The following is an 18,666-nucleotide window of genomic DNA, read 5'->3' on the forward strand; positions in this document are numbered from 1 at the left end:
GACTTAAAAAAACGCTACTGGGGGCGCCATTTTTGGGCGCGAGGATACTTTTGTGTAACATCAGGAGAACTGACAGAAGAAATGATTCAAAACTATTTGGAGCATCATTTTGAACCTAAAGGTGATGATAATTTCAGAACCGAAAGCTAAACGGGTCTTAAGACCCGTATCCTGACTTTAGTCATTGTCACTAACCCACCAGCTTTAGCTGGTGGTTGTTTAGTAAAGATAATATCAAACCGATTCAAGTGGATAGTGAAGAGTGCTATGAAATTAGGGAAGACGCAGAGCCCGAAGTATTAAGTATTTTTGGACACTTTAGGTTTTCTATTCTACATCTCTCAAAAACCGACATGTCTACGATCGCTGATATCAATGGATTTAAGGACTTGCTAGAACGAACTTGGTTTTGCCATTCGCCAACCCGTAATAATGAACCTTGTGGGATATGTAATCCGTGCGGATATGCGATTCAGGAGGGTATGGCTTATCGGGTGCCTATGAAAAGCCGATTTTTATATTATTTGAACCAGCTCAGCAACATTATGGCACGACCCATTCCCAAGCGGATTCGGCAACGTATTTTATTTTTATATTCAAAAATGCGGCAATAGATTCTTTTATCGCTTCTTCTGAGAACACGGGGTATTAGATCATGCACAATAAAACAATTGTGGAATTCATTGGTGTTTCCGGTTCCGGAAAAACGACTTTAGCAAGCGCCTTATTCCACAGATTATCTTCGTGCTATACCGCTGTATTCCCGCAGCGTGGCGAGTATCGTCAAATTGATCTCACTTTTTCCAGAAAGCTTAGTATTGATCTGCGTTACCTGCCGATACTGTTTCCTTATCGCTTGCGCCGGATGATTTATGAGGTAGAACATACCGGCTTTAGTCTTACCGCTATCAGGAATGGGTGGGCGCGATCTCGCTATCCAGCAGTATTTTTTGATCTGTCCAAAGGTTGGGATGCGGGATTGTTCATTCTTGATGAATGGTTGGTGCATAGAACCATAGATGAGGATATACATTTTTACCGGACCGGGTTTGACTACGTCAGGAATTTTTATCTTGCACCGCTCATGCATATAAACAGCATTATTTTCGTGCGGGTTGAGGTCGATCCGAAAATTGCGTTTCAGCGGATCCTGCATGACAACCAGCCATACAGGCGTTTTGCGCTGAATAAAAATAAAGCCTTGATTAGAAAAATTCTAGCGGAATGGGAACAGGATGTTGCACAGGTGAGCGCAGCGCTCGAAGCGATGCAGGTTCCATTATTTACCATTAATGGAAGTGGTCCAGTAGACAAGAATGTTGAAATTCTGATGGCTTCACTTCGTCAGCATATACACTAATTATCGATATTTCTTGCCGGCTAGTTGTTGTGTATTGATTAGATGCTGCAGCAATCCCTGACTGGCACTCTCGACCAAATCCAGCACTCTTTCAAAACCATGGCTGCCGCCGTAGTAGGGGTCGGGCACTTCCTGGTGGGTGTGCCAGTGGCTGCTGTATTGTAGAAACAGGCTCAGCCGACCGGCATGTTGCGGCGGGCATTCTTGTTGCAGTAGTTCGAGATTGTAGCGATCCATCGCCAGGATATAGTGAAATAGGGTGAAGTCTTCCTGTTCGACTTTGCGCGCGCGCAGGCCCTGCATGCTGTAGCCCCGTTTCAGGGCCGCCTGTTGGGAGCGCCGGTCGGGTGGGTGGCCGATGTGGTAGGCATGTGTGCCAGCGGAATCGATGTGGATCAGCTGTTCCAGCCCTGCATTCCTGACATGGTGCCTGAAGACTGCATCCGCAGTGGGGGAACGGCAAATATTGCCCATGCAAACAAACAATACATTGATTTTTTCTGGTTTAGACTGTGCCATATGCCTTGCTGCGATAACCGATAATAAAAACATGATTATACCGCCGATAGTCGTGAAGCAGAATCTGCCCGTGAACGTTTTCAGTGACGGTTCAGGTATTGCGATAATTACGGCGGCTATTGCTGGTAAATTTACTGTCCGTGGTGCAGCTATCGGTGGAACGGTGCACAGGTGCACCCTACAGTGGCCGTTGTGCTGGGTGTGGTGGATCAGGTGCCGGCAATCATGGTTGCCATTGCCAGGAAAACCGCCATCCGTGGCATAGTATCGGCGGATCGGTGCACAGGTGCACTCTACGGGGAGTGGAAAGGTTCTGGTTTTGAGGGTGGTGGGGTGCGATAATTTTTTTGGCTACGCCAATACTTGCGATAATTCGATGCCTGGTATTTGATTTCAAATCTGTCTGTGCGAGTATTCGAACAGGCCGAGCCCAAAATAATTTAGTGGCATCCATCACAATCGTCGTTTCAATCTTTCCTGCCTGAATGATCAAGAATCTGTTTATTACCAGTCGCCGCTGGCAAGCTGTCAGGAAGATGGCTGCTTATGTCGCGCCTTACAAAGGGCCGCTTGTTTTCAGTCTGATCGCGCTGTTATTGACTGCCGGAATTACGCTGTCGATCGGGCAGGGTATCAGGTTGCTGATCGATCGCGGTTTTGCCACCCAATCGCCTGCCTTGCTGACCCAGTATGTGCTGATTTTTTTATTGTTGGTCGGGCTGCTGGCGCTGGGCACGTTCACGCGTTATTACTGGGTGACCTGGCTGGGTGAGCGGGTGATTGCGGATATTCGGCGTCAGGTTTTCGCGCACCTGGTCGAGCTGCATCCGGGATTCTTCGAGGCCAACCGCAGTCTGGAGATCCAGTCGCGCCTGACTGCGGACATGACTTTGCTGCAGTCGGTGGTGGGATCTTCGGTATCGGTGGCATTGCGCAACCTGATCATGCTGGCAGGCGGGGTGATCTGGCTGTTCATTACCAATGCCAAGTTGACTGCCATTGTGATGCTCAGCATCCCCTTGGTGATTGTGCCGATCATGCTGTTCGGCCGGCGCGTGCGGGCATTGTCGCGCCAGAGCCAGGACCGGGTGGCGGCAGTGGGCGCTTATGTGGGCGAGGTGCTGGGGCAGATCAAGACTGTGCAGGCCTACAACCATCAGGCGACGGACAAAATGCGTTTCGACCAGCATGTGGAGGATGCATTCGCCATTGCCCGCCAGCGTACCCTGCAGCGTGCCAGGCTGATCGGGGTGGTGATTGTGCTGGTGTTTGGCGCGATCGGCATGATGCTGTGGGTGGGGGGCATGGATGTGATCGCGGGCAAGATCAGCGGCGGGGAGCTGGCTGCGTTTGTGTTCTACAGCATTATTGTCGGGTCGGCGGTCGGTTCGATATCCGAGGTGTATGGCGAATTGCAGCGCGCGGCCGGGGCAGCCGAACGGACGATGGAGCTGCTGGAAGCGCCGAACCAGATCCGCTCGCCGTTGCATCCGCAGGCATTGCCGCCGGTGGTGGGCAATATCGCCTTCGAGCAGGTGTGCTTCGCCTATCCTTCCCGGCCGGAAGTTTGGGTGACCGATCATTTTTCGTTATCTGTGCGTCCCGGTGAAACACTGGCGCTGGTCGGGCCTTCGGGTGCGGGCAAATCGACTCTGTTTGATTTGATGCTGCGTTTTTTCGATGTCCAGTCCGGTTGCATCAGGCTTGAAGGCGTGGATATCCGGCAGCTCGATCTGGTCGCGCTGCGCCGTTGCTTTGCGCTGGTCTCGCAACACCCGGCCTTGTTTCACGGCACCATCGGGGAGAATCTGCGTTATGCCTGCCCGGATGCCAGCGATGCGGCCGTGGAGGCAGCGGCCAAAGCTGCATTTGCGCATGATTTCATTCAGGCCCTGCCTCAGGGTTATCAGACCCGGCTGGGGGATGCCGGTCTGGGTTTATCGGGTGGACAGAAGCAGCGGCTGGCGATCGCGCGCGCGATTCTGGCCGATGCGCCGATTTTGCTGTTGGACGAGGCAACCAGTGCGCTGGATGCACAGAGCGAATACTGGGTGCAGCAGGCACTGGCTAGATTGAGTGCCGACCGGACGACGATTGTGATCGCGCATCGCTTGAGCACGGTCATGTCATCTGACCGTATTGCGCTGCTGCAGCATGGACGGTTGCAGGCGCTTGGCACGCATGCCGAGCTGATGGCGACCAACGAATTGTATGCGCGTCTGGCGGCATTGCAGTTTCATGCTTCCTGAGGCGGGCGGGACCGGGCAGTCATCAGGGGTGTGCTCGCGTACCATAAATTCGATGATGGATTATGACCGTGGCACATGCTCATCATTCACGAAGCTGGAAAGCACGAAGTCAGGCTTTTTCCGGACGATTGTAATTTAACATCGGTTGGATGGTGCGCAGGCGCACCCTACAACGATTGAATGGCAACCTGGCTGCGCCGGGTCCGGTTTGGACCGCAGGCTGGACAGGCGGGATCCTTTTGCAGTTTGAGGGAACGCCATTGCATGTTGAGACCATTCAGGAGCAGGAGACGGCCATTGAGTGTTTCACCCATGCCGATTAATACTTTGATGGTCTCGGCCGCCTGCACGCAGCCGATGATGCCGGCCAGCGGCGAGAAGACGCCCATGAGGGCGCAGTTGGGATCCTCGCTTTCCCCCGATTCCGGGAACAGACAGTGGTAGCAGGGGCTTTCCTGCTGGCGCAGGTCAAAGACGGTGACTTGTCCGTCAAAACGCATGACTGCGCCGGATATCAAAGGTTTGCGGTATTTCAGGCAAACCTGGTTGATTGCATAACGGGCTGCGAAGTTGTCGCTCGCATCCACCACGGCATCGACTTCGTAGACTTCCTTGGTCAACAGACCGATGGAGGCGCGTTGCGGGAGGGAAACAATCTCGATATCGGGGTTGATACGCCGCAGCGTATCTTGGGCGGAATCGGCTTTCAATCTGCCGATGGCGGCGGTTTCATGCAGGATTTGGCGTTGCAGGTTGGTCAGGTCGACCCGGTCATGATCGCAGATGATCAATTTGCCAATGCCACTGGCGGCAAGATAAAGCGCGGCCGGTGAACCCAGCCCACCGGCACCGACGATCATGACCCTGGACTGCATCAGCTTGTCCTGGCCAGAGAGATCGATTTCAGGGAGCAGGAGATGGCGGCTGTAGCGCAATAACTGTCTATCATTCATTACGATATGCCTCTATCTCTGCTCGCTGGCTGTCAGTGCCGGATCAGCCTTGTGCCTTGCTGGTCTGGATTTCCGGTTGCTGGATGAGCGACTTCAGGTGGTCGATTGCTCTGACCAGCAGGTGATCGTCGCTGGAACCAAACTCCATCGGTCCTTCTTTTTTCTTGTCGTGTTTTTTCTTGGGCGATTTGCTGGCAGACGGTTTGTCAGCTTTTTTGGTGGCTGTTTTTTCGTCTTCCTTGCCATTGCTCAAATGACGGCTCAGATCAGCCTCACGCAACAGGCGCGAGTTGCTGCTGGTTTCTTCGTCCAGAATATCCGGCGTGATGCCTTTGGCCTGGATCGATTGGCCATTGGGCGTATAGTAGCGCGCCGTGGTCAGTTTGATGGCAGTATTGTTGCCGAGCGGCAGGATGGTCTGGACCGATCCCTTGCCAAAGGTTTGCGCACCCATGACGACTGACCGTTTGTGATCCTGCAGGGCGCCAGCGACAATTTCCGAAGCCGAGGCGGAGCCGCCATCCACGAGTGTGATCATTGGGATGGTTTTGATATCGGCTGGTAAATTTGCCAGAAAATCCCGGCCGGAGCTGCGCAGATAGTATTCCGGGCTGGCGCGCAGCTGCATTTTGGCATCGCTGGTCCGGCCTTCGGTGTATACCACCAGTGCGTCGCTTGGCAGGAAGGCCGCTGATACGGCAACCGCGCTGTTCAACAGTCCACCCGGGTCACTGCGTAAATCCAGTACCAGGCCTTTCATGGGAATTTCGCTTTCCTGATAGAGCTTGGTAATGGCTTCGGCCAGGTTCTCTCCTGTGCGTTCCTGAAATTGGGTGATGCGCACGTAGCCGTAACCGGGTTCAACCAGTTTGGATTTGACACTTTCGATTTTGATGATGGCGCGAACCAGTTCAAACATCAGTGGATCGGTTTCGCCCTCGCGCACGATGGTCAGCTCGATGGAGGTGTCCGGTTTGCCGCGCATGCGTTTGATTGCGTCGCTGAGCGTCATGCCTTTGACCGCGGTGTTATCGATCTTGATGATCAGGTCGCCGGTTTTGATGCCGGCCCGGAAGGCCGGTGTATCCTCGATGGGTGAAATGACCTTGACCAGGCCATCTTCCATGGTGACCTGAATGCCCAGGCCGCCAAATTCGCCTTGCGTGCCGATTTGCAGTTCCTTGTATTCTTCGGTATCGAGGAAGGCTGAATGCGGATCCAGCCCCACGAGCATGCCGTTGATCGCTTCGGTAATCAGTTTCTTGTCTTCTACCGGTTCCACATAGTCGCTCTTGATGCGGCCGAAAACTTGCGAAAATGCCCGCAATTCCTCGATCGGGAGGGTGTGCAGTTCATCCCTGATTTGTTTGTCGGCTATGGCAGAGAAATTGAGACTGACCATGATTCCGGCAACCATGCCGACAAAGATTAAACTGGTTTTTTTCATAAAATTACGCATTGTATTCGCTCCGCGCTGGGTATCTTTTGGAAAATTACGAGTGTGCTGGTTATATTCAATGTTCATTGGACTCATGGATTGTTGATGAATTCACCGAATCATTCTATTTTTGCCCAGGTCAATGGGTCAAATGGTTTGCCCTGGTATCTCAATTCAAAGTATAGACCGGTTTCTGCATTGCCCCCGCTATTTCCGACTGCTGCAATGGTATCACCGGTTTTGACCTTGTCGCCCACGCGCTTGTAAATTGCTTCATTGTTGCCGTACAGACTCATATAGTCACCACCGTGGTCCACTATCAGCAGATTGCCGAAGCCACGGAGCCAGTCGGCAAACACAACCTGGCCGTTTGCAATGGCCTTGACCTCGTTTCCGCCGCGAGCGCGGATGAACAAGCCTTTCCACTTGACGCTGCCTTCACGTGGACTGCCGAAGCGATTGACAAGTTCCCCACGCACGGGCAGGCGTAGCTTGCCTTTGAGGGAAGCGAACACGCCGCGCTGCTTGCCGGCATCGGGCAGCTGTTCGTTGCGCAGGCGGGGAGATTTGCTGCTTTGCTTGGCCGCTGCGGCAGCAGCAGCAGCGGCTTTTCTTTGCGCCAGCAGTTTGTTGATTTGTGCAATCAGCTCGGTCAGGCGCTGTTCATCCTGCCTGAGTGTGGTGATTTCATTGCGCTGCTGTTCGATTGCTTCTGAGAGTTTGGCCAGTAACGCTGCCCGCTTGGTTTTTTCCTGCTCGAGTCGGTTCTTCTGGCTGAGCTGGGCCTGCTGAATGCGTTCCAGTTTCCGTTGCTTGGCGAGACTTTCCTTGGTCAGGGCATCGAGCTCATGCATCTGGTCACGCAGGGAGTCAATATGCTCTGAGCGTGCGCGAACCAGGTAACCGTAGTAATGCAGCTTGCGCATGAGTGCATTCGGATCCTGCTGCTTGAGCAGTAACGGCAAATGCTCTTCGCGCCCAGTCAGATGCTGGTGATAGATTAGTTGGCCGAGTTGTGCCTGCTTAAGGCTAATCTGCTGTTCGAGTTGCGCGGATTGCGCTTGCAGTTGGGCCAGTTGTGTTTGTACATTTTGCCGCTGCTTGGCAAGCTTGACGAGTTGGCGCTGGATATCGCTGATTGCCCGCTCGGAATCACGGAGCGCATCGGCGGCCTCATTCTTGGAGGATTCTTTTTGCGCTAAATCCTTCTGCAGGGTTGAAATGCGTCCCTGCAGGTCCCGAAGCTGCTTTTTGTTGTCCTGATTGGATTGCGCGGCAGCAGACGAGAGGATGCAGCACGGGTTCAGCAATAGCAGTAGCGAGAGGACTTGGGGCAGCAGTCGCACTTTATTATAGGGTTAATGGTTGGATCAATTTGATGATTCGGTAGGATCTGTCCGCAACCCGGATGACAGTATTAATATTGGGCATCTGCAGTCGATTGGTGGTCGTGTGTTCCATGGGTCATATGATTCGTTCACGCTTAAATTTGGACGAAAGCCCGATTGCAGAACATTATATGCTTCTGAGTAGACATAGGGGGCGTTTCATTTCTCATGATTCCGAACAGTGCCAGCCGATGTGCTGTGCAAACAGGGACGGTTTTTTTGCCGTGCCCTGCGCGCGTCGAATGGTTGCCATTGGCAGAGGGCAGGGCACACCGATGATGCTCAATCAGGGGAGGGTTCCGGATTGTATGATAACTACATACACCCACGCCCCTGGATGACGATGGTTCAGGCCTTGACCTTGCCCTGATTGGCGACTGTGAACATGGCTTGTTCGACCGCGGCCGTTTCGCCCAAGTAGTAGTTTTGAATGGGCTTCAAGTCATCATCGAGCTCGTAGATCAAAGGGATGCCGGTCGGGATATTGTAGTTCAGGATATCCTGATCGGAGATCTGGTCGAGATGCTTGATCAAAGCGCGTAGGGAGTTGCCGTGTGCGACGATGATGACATTTTTTCCGGACCGGATTTGCGGCGCTATGACTTGATCCCAGTAGGGTAGGAAGCGCGCGACTGTGTCCTTGAGACTTTCGGTGAGCGGGATTTCGTTTTTCGCCAGGTCTTTGTAGCGCGGATCGAGTCCGGGGTAGCGCTTGTCATCAGCTGTCATTGCTGGAGGTTGTGTGTCGTAGCTGCGCCGCCAGATCAGAACCTGCTCGTCGCCGTATTGTTGGGCGGTTTCTGCCTTGTTCAGGCCTTGCAGTGCGCCATAATGGCGTTCGTTGAGCCGCCAATTGAGTTCGACGGGTGTCCACATCCGGTCCATTTCGTCGAGGGTAATCCAGAGTGTGCGAATCGCACGCTTGAGGACGGAGGTGTGAGCGATATCGAACGCGAAACCGTGATCACGCAGCAGTTTGCCAGCAGTTTGGGCTTCTTCGATGCCTTTGGGTGTCAGATCTACATCTGTCCAGCCGGTGAAACGGTTTTCTTGATTCCAAGTGCTTTCTCCATGTCGCAGGAGAACGAGTTTTTTCATGTTGGCCTTAAAAACAAAAGCGTACTTTATAAAATAACCAGCCGGCTATTTTATTATATTTTGGCATTACGCGCAGCATCTCGACGGAACTTGGGGCATGCAGGCATTGACGCAACCCCGATTCACGGGTAGGATCCTCGGGTTTTACAGACTTGATTTGATGGGAGAGAAAATGGCGCGCGCAGGGCTGGTGGCAGGTAACTGGAAAATGCACGGAAACCTGGAGCAGAACGAGGCTTTGCTGGCAAAGGTTGTCGCGGGGACACGTGCGCTGCAGAATGCGGGCTGTGCTGTCTGCGTGCCTTTCCCATATTTGGCACAGGCTGGTGCCTTGCTGAGCGCGACAAATGTCGCCTGGGGTGCGCAAAATGTCAGTCAGCATGAACAGGGTGCCTATACTGGGGAAGTTTCTGCCAGTATGTTGACCGACCTGGGTTGCCGCTACGTGATTGTGGGGCATTCCGAGCGGCGCGCGTACTATGACGAAACCAGCGAACTGGTCGCAGACAAGTTCAGGATCGCACAGTCACATGGTTTGACCCCCATTCTATGCGTCGGAGAGACGCTGGCTCAGCGCGAGGCGAGCGAAACCGAGCGGGTGGTGGCTGAACAGCTCGACGCGGTCATTAATACTGCTGGCATCGAAGCTATTGCGCGATCAGTCATTGCCTATGAACCGGTGTGGGCAATTGGCACCGGCAAGACGGCTACGCCCGAGCAGGCACAGGAAGTGCATGCGTTCATCCGTAACAGGCTGGCCAGTAATAATGAGGCAGTGGCCGCAAAGGTGCAGATACTCTATGGTGGCAGTGTCAAGGCAAATAATGCCAATGAATTGTTTGCCATGTCGGATATTGACGGCGGACTGATTGGTGGCGCATCGCTGATTGCCGAGGATTTTATTTCAATTTGTCTGGCGGCGCAGTAATCGCAAAAATTATTGAGGGTGAGAGATAGTGGAAACACTTGTTTGGTCTTTGCATATCATCGCTGCGGCGGTGATGATTGTCTTAATCATGTTGCAGCAGGGAAAAGGCGCGGATATGGGGGCTGCTTTCGGTGGCGGTGCCTCGGGCAGCGTGTTTGGCGCGAGCGGTTCAGCCAATTTCCTGAGCAGGATGACCGCCATGGCGGCAACAGTGTTTTTTATGACCAGCCTTTCGCTGGCGTATTTATCCGGTGACCAGGTTGAGCTTGACAGTGTGATGCAAAAAATAGAACTGGATGCAACCGAAGCGGCTGTGACTGGAGAGCCGGGTGATGGCGTGCGGCAGCCGGAAACCGAAGAGGATGATGCTGCTTCACGGGCGCGGAAAATTCCCGAGTAATCAATCCAGGTTGAGTTGGACTGCAGCAAGTAATATGCCGACGTGGTGGAATTGGTAGACACGCCGTCTTGAGGGGGCGGTGGCGAAAGCCGTGCGAGTTCGATTCTCGCCGTCGGCACCAGTGAATGCAATGAACTCGGAAAGTACATCGAAAAAGTCTCGATGCGATTAATTTAGGAATCAAAATGTTGGACACCATGCTTGGAAATTATTTTCCGATCCTGCTGTTTATTCTGATAGGGCTGTCGATTGGGGTATTGGCAATGCTGGCCGGGTGGTTGCTGGCGCCAAACAAGCCGGATGCAGAAAAGCTGTCTCCCTATGAATGTGGATTCGGTGCATTTGAAGATGCGCGCATGAAGTTTGATGTGCGTTATTACCTGATTGCGATTTTATTTATTTTATTTGATTTGGAAATTGCGTTTCTATTTCCCTGGGCAGTCGTTCTGAACGAGATAGGTTGGTTTGGTTTTGCTGCCATGCTGGTGTTTCTCAGCATACTTGTGGTGGGTTTTATCTACGAGTGGGTGAAAGGCGCATTAGAATGGGATTGAGCGATGAGTATTGAAGGTGCGCTTGACAAGGGGTTTGTTACAACCAACCTCGATTCCCTGATTAATTGGGGACGTACGGGCTCAATGTGGCCGATGACGTTTGGTTTGGCGTGTTGTGCGGTGGAAATGATGCAGACCGGTGCCTCACGCTACGATCTGGATCGGTTCGGTATCGTTTTTCGTCCAAGCCCTCGCCAATCGGATGTGATGATTGTGGCGGGCACCCTGTGCAACAAGATGGCGCCTGCGTTGCGCAAGGTGTATGACCAGATGGCCGAGCCCAGATGGGTGATTTCCATGGGGTCATGTGCGAACGGAGGCGGTTACTATCATTATTCCTACTCGGTGGTGAGGGGGTGTGATCGTATTGTTCCGGTCGATATTTATGTGCCAGGCTGTCCGCCCACGGCGGAAGCTTTGCTGTACGGCATTATTCAACTACAAAACAAAATCAAGCGCACCAATACTATCGCGCGCTAGAATCCAGAAATGACAAATAGTCGTCTTGATAAACTTGCTGCGGATTTGCAGCAGGCATTGGGTGATCAGTTGGCTGATGTCAGCCAGGCGTTGGGAGAGCTTACGATTCGAGTCCGCCCCGACGATCTGCTTGGTGTGGCTCAAACACTGCAGAGTCATCCTGACTTGAGCTTCGAAACGCTGATCGATTTATGTGGCGTCGATTTCAGCGAATATACCACTGATACCTACGCTGGACGCGGTCGGGAAGGCAGGCGCTTCGCTGTGGTCTATCACTTGCTCTCGGTCACGCACAACTACAGATTGCGCATGCGCGTCTTCGTGGAAGATAACGAATTGCCTATGGTTGATTCAGTCGTGAACATATGGCCTTCAGTCAATTGGTTCGAACGCGAAGCCTTTGATTTATACGGCATCGTATTCAGCGGCCATCCGGATTTGAGAAGAATTCTTACTGATTACGGGTTTATCGGTAATCCGTTCCGCAAGGATTTCCCGTTGTCCGGGCATGTGGAGATGAGTTATGACCCTGACCAGAAGCGAGTCGTTTATCAACCAGTTACGATTGAACCGCGCGAAATAACCCCCTATGTGATTCGCGAAGAGCAATATGGCAGGGATGAAGGATGACGCAGATATTGAATCACTGTAGACCGAATGCCGGTTTGCAAGTGCAGGAGTAACCGAAGAAATGGCTGAAATCCGTAATTACACCATGAATTTTGGACCGCAACACCCTGCCGCGCATGGTGTCTTGCGTCTTGTGATGGAGCTGGATGGAGAGGTGATCCGGCGTGCCGATCCGCATATCGGATTGTTGCATCGGGCGACAGAAAAACTGGCCGAAAACAAGACCTACGTCCAATCAGTGCCCTACATGGATCGTCTGGACTACGTGTCCATGATGGTTAATGAGCATGCCTATGTGATGGCAATCGAGAAGCTGCTGCAGGTTGATGTGCCGTTGAGGGCGCAATACATTCGCGTCATGTTCGACGAAATCACGCGCATTCTCAATCACCTGCTGTGGCTTGGCTGTCATGCGCTCGATGTTGGGGCGATGACCGTGTTCCTCTACACATTCCGCGATCGCGAGGATCTGATGGATTGTTACGAGGCGGTCTCGGGCGCGAGGATGCATGCGGCCTATTACCGGCCGGGTGGCGTGTACCGGGATTTGCCGGATAGCATGCCGCACTATCAGCCATCCAGCATACACAACGAGAAGTCGACCCGGCAGCGCAATGAAAACCGGCAAGGTTCGTTGCTGGATTTTATCGAGGACTTTACCAACCGATTTCCAAAGTATGTCGATGAATACGAAACCTTGTTGACAGATAACCGCATCTGGAAACAGCGGCTGGTCGATATCGGTGTCGTCAGCCCGGAACGCGCCAAAGCGCTGGGTTTTACCGGGCCGATGTTGCGGGGTTCCGGCGTGGAATGGGATTTGCGCAAAAAACAACCCTATGAAGTCTATGACCGGGTGGAATTCGATATCCCCGTGGGCGTCAATGGCGACTGCTACGATCGTTACCTGGTGCGTATGGAAGAGATGCGTCAGGCCAACCGGATCATCAAGCAGTGCGTCGATTGGTTGCGCAACAATCCCGGCTCGGTGATTACCGACAATCACAAGATTGCACCGCCCTCGCGTCTATCCATGAAGCAAAACATGGAAGAAATGATTCATCACTTCAAACTCTTCACCGAGGGTATGCATGTGCCACGTGGCGAGGCCTATGTCGGGGTGGAGCATCCTAAAGGCGAGTTTGGAATTTATATTATCTCCGATGGGGCCAATAAGCCTTATCGCTTGAAGATCCGCGCGCCGGGTTTCGCTCATCTGGCAGCATTGGATGAGATGACCCGGGGACACATGATCGCCGATCTGGTGGCGGTCATCGGTACGCAGGATATCGTATTTGGCGAAATAGACAGATAAGTAAACCAATGTTAAGTGCTGAAGCCCTGAAAAAAATAGACCGGGAGATTGCAAAATATCCCAGCGATCAAAAGCAGTCTGCGGTGATGTCTGCGCTAGCCATCGCACAGGATGAGAAAGGCTGGTTGGCAACCGAAACCATGGATTTCGTTGCGCAATACCTGGACATGCCTGCCATTGCCGTCTACGAGGTGGCAACGTTCTACAATATGTATAACTTGCAGCCCACCGGTAAATATAAAGTGACGGTGTGTACCAATTTACCCTGCGCCCTGTCGGGTGGGAACCAGGCAGCAGACTATCTCAAGCAAAAACTCGGAATCGATTTCAATGAAACCACCGCCGACGGCAAATTCACCCTTAAAGAGGGTGAATGCATGGGGGCTTGTGGCGATGCTCCGGTCATGCTGGTCAACAATAGGCAAATGTGCAGCTTTATGACTAACGACCAAATAGACCGGTTACTTGAGGAATTAGATAAATGACTCAATCCGTTCAGACGATCATGGCAGGGGTTGATCCTGCCGATCCCGATAACTGGAAACTGAAAAGCTATCTGAAGCGCGACGGTTATGCAGCGCTGAAAAAGATTCTGTCCCAGAAAATATCTCCCGAGGAAGTGATCGAGGAGGTCAAAAAATCCGCATTGCGCGGCCGTGGCGGGGCCGGTTTTCCGACAGGTTTGAAGTGGAGCTTCATGCCACGCCAGTATGAAGGGGAAAAATATCTGGTCTGCAATTCGGATGAGGGTGAGCCAGGTACTTTCAAGGATCGGGATATCATGCGTTACAACCCGCATATTCTGATCGAAGGGATGCTGATTGCGGCCTATGCGATGGGTATTCGCACTGGCTACAACTATATACACGGCGAAATCTGGGCAACCTACGAACGCATGGAAGAAGCCGTCGAAGAGGCCCGTGCTGCCGGATTTCTGGGCGACAATATCCTGGGTTCCAATTTCAGTTTTCAACTGCACAACCATCATGGCTATGGTGCGTACATTTGCGGGGAAGAGACCGCTCTACTCGAATCGATAGAAGGCAAAAAAGGCCAGCCACGATTCAAGCCGCCATTTCCAGCCAATTTTGGTTTGTATGGCAAGCCGACCACGATCAACAATACAGAAACATTCGCTGCGGTGCCGTGGATCATTCGTCACGGTGGAGAGAAATATCTCCAGCTTGGCCGCCCCAACAACGGTGGAACCAAGATATTTTCCGTTTCCGGGCATGTCAACAAGCCCGGCAACTATGAAATTCCGATGGGAACGCCTTTCGCCACATTGCTGGAGATGGCTGGGGGCATGCGCGGGGGCAGAAAGCTCAAAGGCTGCATTCCCGGCGGCTCATCCATGCCAGTGCTGCCCGGCGATGTCATGATGGAAACCGACATGGATTATGATTCCATCGCCAAAGCCGGCTCTATGCTGGGTTCCGGCGCCGTGATCATCATGGATGATACGACTTGTATGGTGCGCGCATTGGAGCGGTTGTCCTATTTTTATTACGAAGAATCCTGCGGACAATGCACGCCGTGCCGTGAGGGCACCGGCTGGCTTTATCGAATTGTTCATCGTATCGAGCATGGCAAGGGCCGTCCTGAAGACTTGGATTTACTGGATAATCTGGCAGACAATATTCAGGGCCGTACCATTTGCGCTCTCGGTGATGCGGCAGCCATGCCGGTTCGCGCGATGTTGCAGCATTTCAGAGATGAATTCAGCTACCACATCGAGCATAAGCAATGCATGGTGTAGGTCATGCGCGAACGGTTTCATGCGCACGTATTTTTTTGACGTTCAATAATCCGAGAGTTTTCGGCCGATGATTAATATTGAAATTGATGGTAAGCAGGTAACCGTGCCCAAGGGCAGTACCGTGATGGAAGCTGCCAAGCAGGTTGGAATTTACATACCGCATTTTTGCTATCACAAGAAATTATCCATTGCTGCCAATTGCCGGATGTGTCTGGTAGAGGTGGAAAAGGCACCCAAACCCCTGCCTGCCTGTGCGACACCCGCTGCGGATGGCATGAAGGTGTCGACGCAATCTCAGCAGGCTGTGACTGCGCAAAAAGGCGTCATGGAATTTTTGCTTATCAATCATCCGCTCGATTGCCCCATTTGTGATCAGGGGGGGGAATGTCAGCTGCAGGATCTGGCGGTAGGCTATGGCTCCAGCGGCTCCCGCTATCAGGAAGCCAAGCGAGTTGTCACCAATAAAAACCTGGGCCCGCTGATTTCAACCGACATGACGCGCTGCATTCATTGCACGCGCTGTGTACGCTTTGGTCAGGAGATCGCCGGGATCATGGAGCTGGGTATGGCTGGCCGCGGCGAGCATTCCGAAATTTTGTCTTTTGTTGGCAAGACGGTCGATTCGGAATTGTCCGGCAATGTGATCGATCTGTGTCCGGTGGGCGCGTTGGTGAGCAAGCCTTTCCGTTATTCGGCCCGTACCTGGGAGTTGTCGCGCCGGAAGTCGATCAGTCCGCATTGCGGGCTGGGCAGCAATCTGGTTGTCCAGGTTAAGCAGGATCGAGTCATGCGTGTATTGCCGCGAGACAACGAGTCGATAAATGAATGCTGGTTATCGGATAAAGACCGGTTCGCCTACGAAGGTCTGAATTCGGATGATCGCTTGAGAACACCCCTGATCAAACGCGACGGACAATGGCAGGCGTGTAACTGGCAGGAAGCACTGGCCTTTGCCGTGGATGGCGTACAGAAGGTGATTCAAAAACATGGCCAGCAAGCTATCGGCGCACTGGGCTCTCCTCATAGCACGCTGGAAGAACTCTATCTGCTGCAGAAACTGGTGCGCGGGCTGGGTAGCCAGAACATTGATCATCGTATCCGTCAATCCGATTTCCGGGCAGATACGGTCATGCCGGGCATTCCCTGGCTGGGGACGCCGATTGCCAACGTTTCAGAATTGAAGGCCATGCTGGTCATTGGCAGCACTTTGCGCAAGGATCATCCATTGCTGGCGCAACGGATGCGGCAAGCTGTCAAGCAGGGCGGTCAATTGAGTCTCATCAATCCGGTCAATGACGATCTGCTGACCAAGGTTGCGCATCGTGCCATCGTTGCACCTTCGGCGATGGCGGGTGTTTTGGCACAGGTTTTGAAAGCGGCTGCTGACATCAAGGGTGCGCGCATTCCGTCAAATGTACAGGCCGCAGTTGAATCGGTCGATGTATCCGAAACCGCACGAGCCATGGCTGGCAGCCTGATTGAACAGACGCCGGCAGCGATCTTCCTCGGAAATCTCGCACAGCACCATCCGCAATATGCTGATTTACTGGCGCTGGCAGAAGCCCTGTCCACGATAACCGGCGCCAGCTTTGGTGTATTGGGCGAAGCGGCAAACAGTGTCGGAGCATTTGTAGCGGGTGCCGTACCGTGGATGAATACTACCCAGACAGCCGCTGACAGCGAATCTTCGCCGACGGGAATGAATGCCGGTCAAATGCTCGGCTGGGCAGCATCCAGCCAAGAGGGTTGCCGGGGTTATATTCTGATGAATCTCGAACCCGAGCTGGATAGTTATGATACCCAACGCGCGATACAGGCTCTGAGCAAAGCGGATTTTGTCGTTTCCCTGAGCAGCTATCAGGGAAACGTACCCAACTACGCGCATGTCATTCTGCCGATAGCACCCTTTACTGAGACTTCGGGGACTTTTGTCAATACTGAAGGACGCTTGCAAGGTTTCAATGGTGTCGTGCCGCCACTGGGCGAGACGCGTCCAGCATGGAAGGTATTGCGTGTGCTGGGGAATCTGCTGCAACTGGATGGATTCGATTATGAGACATCGGAGCAGGTGCGCGCCGAAATTGTGCCGGATGGTCAGCAGCTGAGTCAGCTATTGAATAATTCTCTCGCCACGTATGCTGTCAGTATCCTGCACCCTGTTAAAAGTATCGAGCGAATAGGTGAAGTACCGATTTACCAGGCAGATCCAATTGTGCGGCGTGCTGCATCATTGCAAGCGACACGCGACGCGGCGCTGCCGGTCGCATTCATTTCAACTGGATTGCTCGATAAGCTGGGTCTGCAGGCAGGTGAAGCGGTCAGGATTAAACAAGGTGAGCAGGCAATTCAAGTGACCACCACCCGCGATGACAGTCTGCCTGACAACTGTGTGCGGCTCGCCTGTGCATATCCGCAAACTGCTATGTTAGGCGCGATGTTCGGTGAAATTGAGCTGGAAAAATTATAAGGTCTAAACTCGGGATCTGTTAATGGATAACTCGCAACAATTATTTGAACAATTATTCGGCCCGGAATGGGGGGCGCCACTCTATTTGGTGGTGAAGAATGTGATGCTGATCCTGGCAATTGTGACGCCGCTGTTGTTGGCAGTGGCGTATCTTACATTTGCCGAAAGGAAAATTATCGCCTATATGCAGGTTAGGGTAGGGCCTAACCGGGTGACCTTCTTCGGTATTCCCTGGCTGCGCGGCTGGGCGCAGCCGATTGCCGATGCAGTCAAGGCGTTGATGAAGGAAATCATCGTGCCGACCGGTGCGAACAAGTTCCTGTTCCTGCTGGCTCCGATTCTTACCCTGGGGCCTGCCTTGGCAGCCTGGGCGGTCGTACCGTTCTCGCCCGAACTAGTCCTGGCCGACATCAATGCCGGTTTGCTCTATATTCTTGCGATGACCTCGCTCGGGGTGTATGGCGTGATCATTGCCGGCTGGGCATCCAATTCAAAATACGCTTTTCTTGGTGCCATGCGTTCTGCGGCGCAGGTTGTTTCCTATGAGCTGGCAATGGGATTTGCCCTGGTATGCGTACTGATGATGGCATCCAGCCTCAATCTTGGCGATATCGTGGCCGGCCAGCAGGGGGGCAGCTTCCTGAACTGGTACTTGATCCCCTTGTTCCCGATGTTTCTGGTGTATTTCATCTCGGGTGTGGCAGAAACCAATCGTGCACCCTTCGATGTAGCCGAGGGTGAATCGGAAATTGTGGCCGGATTCCACGTGGATTATTCCGGTATGGCTTTTACCGTTTTCTTCCTGGCGGAGTATGCCAATATGATTCTGGTGGCAACCCTGGCCAGCATCATGTTCCTGGGTGGGTGGTTACCGCCGGTTGATATCGCACCATTCAATCTGATTCCCGGCATGATCTGGCTGTTGTTGAAAATTGGTTTCATGCTGTTTTTCTTCCTTTGGTTTCGGGCGACATTTCCCCGCTACCGTTATGATCAGATTATGCGGTTGGGTTGGAAGATTTTCATACCGGTCACCCTGATCTGGATCGTAGTGCTCGGTGCGGTCATGCAGCTGCCGGAGACGGTCAGGCTCGCATTCCCACTCAATCTCTGGTTTAGCTGAGAGGA

General features: G+C 52.9%; 19 protein-coding genes and 1 tRNA gene. 15 read left to right on the forward strand and 5 right to left on the reverse strand.

Features of this window, described 5'->3' with window-relative positions; translation table 11 throughout:
* Both BLV85_RS01060 and BLV85_RS01065 read left to right on the forward strand, forming a co-directional pair.
* The coding region (locus tag BLV85_RS01060; RefSeq protein ID WP_176973882.1) for a transposase at positions 1–150 on the forward strand (150 nt) is incomplete at its 5' end.
* Positions 151–655: 505 nt separating this feature from the next.
* Positions 656–1,360, forward strand: a complete 705-nt coding sequence (locus tag BLV85_RS01065) for a hypothetical protein (protein WP_090411236.1) — start codon at positions 656–658, stop codon at positions 1,358–1,360.
* Here the strand turns inward: BLV85_RS01065 and BLV85_RS01070 are convergent, their stop codons facing one another.
* Complete coding sequence (locus tag BLV85_RS01070; RefSeq protein WP_090411238.1) at positions 1,361–1,879, reverse strand: low molecular weight protein-tyrosine-phosphatase; 519 nt, start codon at positions 1,877–1,879, stop codon at positions 1,361–1,363.
* Positions 1,880–2,050: 171 nt separating this feature from the next.
* Between BLV85_RS01070 and BLV85_RS15040 the strand changes: the two genes are divergently transcribed.
* Positions 2,051–2,221: a hypothetical protein gene (locus BLV85_RS15040; protein ID WP_176973883.1), complete on the forward strand. Its 171-nt coding sequence runs from the start codon at positions 2,051–2,053 to the stop codon at positions 2,219–2,221.
* A gap of 143 nt (positions 2,222–2,364) precedes the next feature.
* On the forward strand, positions 2,365–4,128 hold the full coding sequence (locus BLV85_RS01075; protein WP_090411240.1) for an ABC transporter transmembrane domain-containing protein: 1,764 nt from the start codon (positions 2,365–2,367) through the stop codon (positions 4,126–4,128).
* A 167-nt stretch (positions 4,129–4,295) separates the two neighbouring features.
* Here the strand turns inward: BLV85_RS01075 and BLV85_RS01080 are convergent, their stop codons facing one another.
* The 4 genes from BLV85_RS01080 to gpmA form a co-directional block, all read right to left on the reverse strand.
* Entirely contained in the window at positions 4,296–5,081 is a 786-nt protein-coding gene (locus tag BLV85_RS01080; protein WP_090411242.1) for a HesA/MoeB/ThiF family protein, read from the reverse strand.
* 43 nt (positions 5,082–5,124) lie between these two features.
* Positions 5,125–6,540, reverse strand: a complete 1,416-nt coding sequence (locus tag BLV85_RS01085; protein WP_090411428.1) for a S41 family peptidase — start codon at positions 6,538–6,540, stop codon at positions 5,125–5,127.
* Positions 6,541–6,638: 98 nt separating this feature from the next.
* Entirely contained in the window at positions 6,639–7,865 is a 1,227-nt protein-coding gene (locus BLV85_RS01090) for a murein hydrolase activator EnvC family protein (protein ID WP_090411244.1), read from the reverse strand.
* Positions 7,866–8,255: 390 nt separating this feature from the next.
* Positions 8,256–9,005, reverse strand: a complete 750-nt coding sequence (gpmA, locus tag BLV85_RS01095) for a 2,3-diphosphoglycerate-dependent phosphoglycerate mutase (RefSeq protein WP_090411246.1) — start codon at positions 9,003–9,005, stop codon at positions 8,256–8,258.
* A 172-nt stretch (positions 9,006–9,177) separates the two neighbouring features.
* Here gpmA and tpiA point away from each other — a divergent pair, with 172 nt between their 5' ends.
* The 11 genes from tpiA to nuoH all read left to right on the forward strand — a co-directional run bounded on the left by tpiA (position 9,178) and on the right by nuoH (position 18,661).
* A complete protein-coding gene (gene tpiA, locus BLV85_RS01100; protein ID WP_090411430.1) occupies positions 9,178–9,933 on the forward strand; it encodes a triose-phosphate isomerase in 756 nt (251 codons plus the stop codon).
* Between the two features lie 28 nt (positions 9,934–9,961).
* A complete protein-coding gene (secG, locus tag BLV85_RS01105; RefSeq protein ID WP_090411248.1) occupies positions 9,962–10,333 on the forward strand; it encodes a preprotein translocase subunit SecG in 372 nt (123 codons plus the stop codon).
* Positions 10,334–10,369: 36 nt separating this feature from the next.
* Positions 10,370–10,454 (forward strand) — tRNA-Leu (locus BLV85_RS01110).
* Positions 10,455–10,530: 76 nt separating this feature from the next.
* On the forward strand, positions 10,531–10,887 hold the full coding sequence (locus BLV85_RS01115; protein ID WP_090411432.1) for an NADH-quinone oxidoreductase subunit A: 357 nt from the start codon (positions 10,531–10,533) through the stop codon (positions 10,885–10,887).
* A gap of 3 nt (positions 10,888–10,890) precedes the next feature.
* Positions 10,891–11,367 (forward strand): NuoB/complex I 20 kDa subunit family protein, encoded by a 477-nt coding sequence (locus tag BLV85_RS01120; protein ID WP_090411250.1) that lies wholly within the window; start codon positions 10,891–10,893, stop codon positions 11,365–11,367.
* 9 nt (positions 11,368–11,376) lie between these two features.
* Positions 11,377–11,997 (forward strand): NADH-quinone oxidoreductase subunit C, encoded by a 621-nt coding sequence (locus tag BLV85_RS01125; protein WP_090411252.1) that lies wholly within the window; start codon positions 11,377–11,379, stop codon positions 11,995–11,997.
* A 61-nt stretch (positions 11,998–12,058) separates the two neighbouring features.
* The gene (locus BLV85_RS01130; protein ID WP_090411254.1) at positions 12,059–13,312 is read left to right on the forward strand and encodes an NADH-quinone oxidoreductase subunit D; all 1,254 of its coding nucleotides are present in this window, start codon (positions 12,059–12,061) and stop codon (positions 13,310–13,312) included.
* Positions 13,313–13,320: 8 nt separating this feature from the next.
* Positions 13,321–13,797, forward strand: coding sequence for an NADH-quinone oxidoreductase subunit NuoE (gene nuoE, locus BLV85_RS01135; RefSeq protein ID WP_090411256.1), 477 nt, complete (start codon positions 13,321–13,323; stop codon positions 13,795–13,797).
* A complete protein-coding gene (gene nuoF, locus BLV85_RS01140) occupies positions 13,794–15,071 on the forward strand; it encodes an NADH-quinone oxidoreductase subunit NuoF (RefSeq protein ID WP_090411258.1) in 1,278 nt (425 codons plus the stop codon). Before nuoE ends, nuoF begins: the two co-directional genes overlap by 4 nt.
* 67 nt (positions 15,072–15,138) lie before the next feature.
* Positions 15,139–17,538 carry an NADH-quinone oxidoreductase subunit NuoG gene (gene nuoG / locus BLV85_RS01145; RefSeq protein ID WP_090411260.1) on the forward strand — a complete coding sequence of 800 codons (2,400 nt, stop codon included), beginning with the start codon at positions 15,139–15,141 and terminating at the stop codon, positions 17,536–17,538.
* Between the two features lie 22 nt (positions 17,539–17,560).
* A complete protein-coding gene (gene nuoH, locus BLV85_RS01150; protein WP_090411263.1) occupies positions 17,561–18,661 on the forward strand; it encodes an NADH-quinone oxidoreductase subunit NuoH in 1,101 nt (366 codons plus the stop codon).
* Positions 18,662–18,666 lie beyond the last annotated feature (5 nt).

Origin of the sequence: Nitrosomonas halophila (genome assembly GCF_900107165.1) — a bacterium.
GTDB lineage: Bacteria > Pseudomonadota > Gammaproteobacteria > Burkholderiales > Nitrosomonadaceae > Nitrosomonas > Nitrosomonas halophila.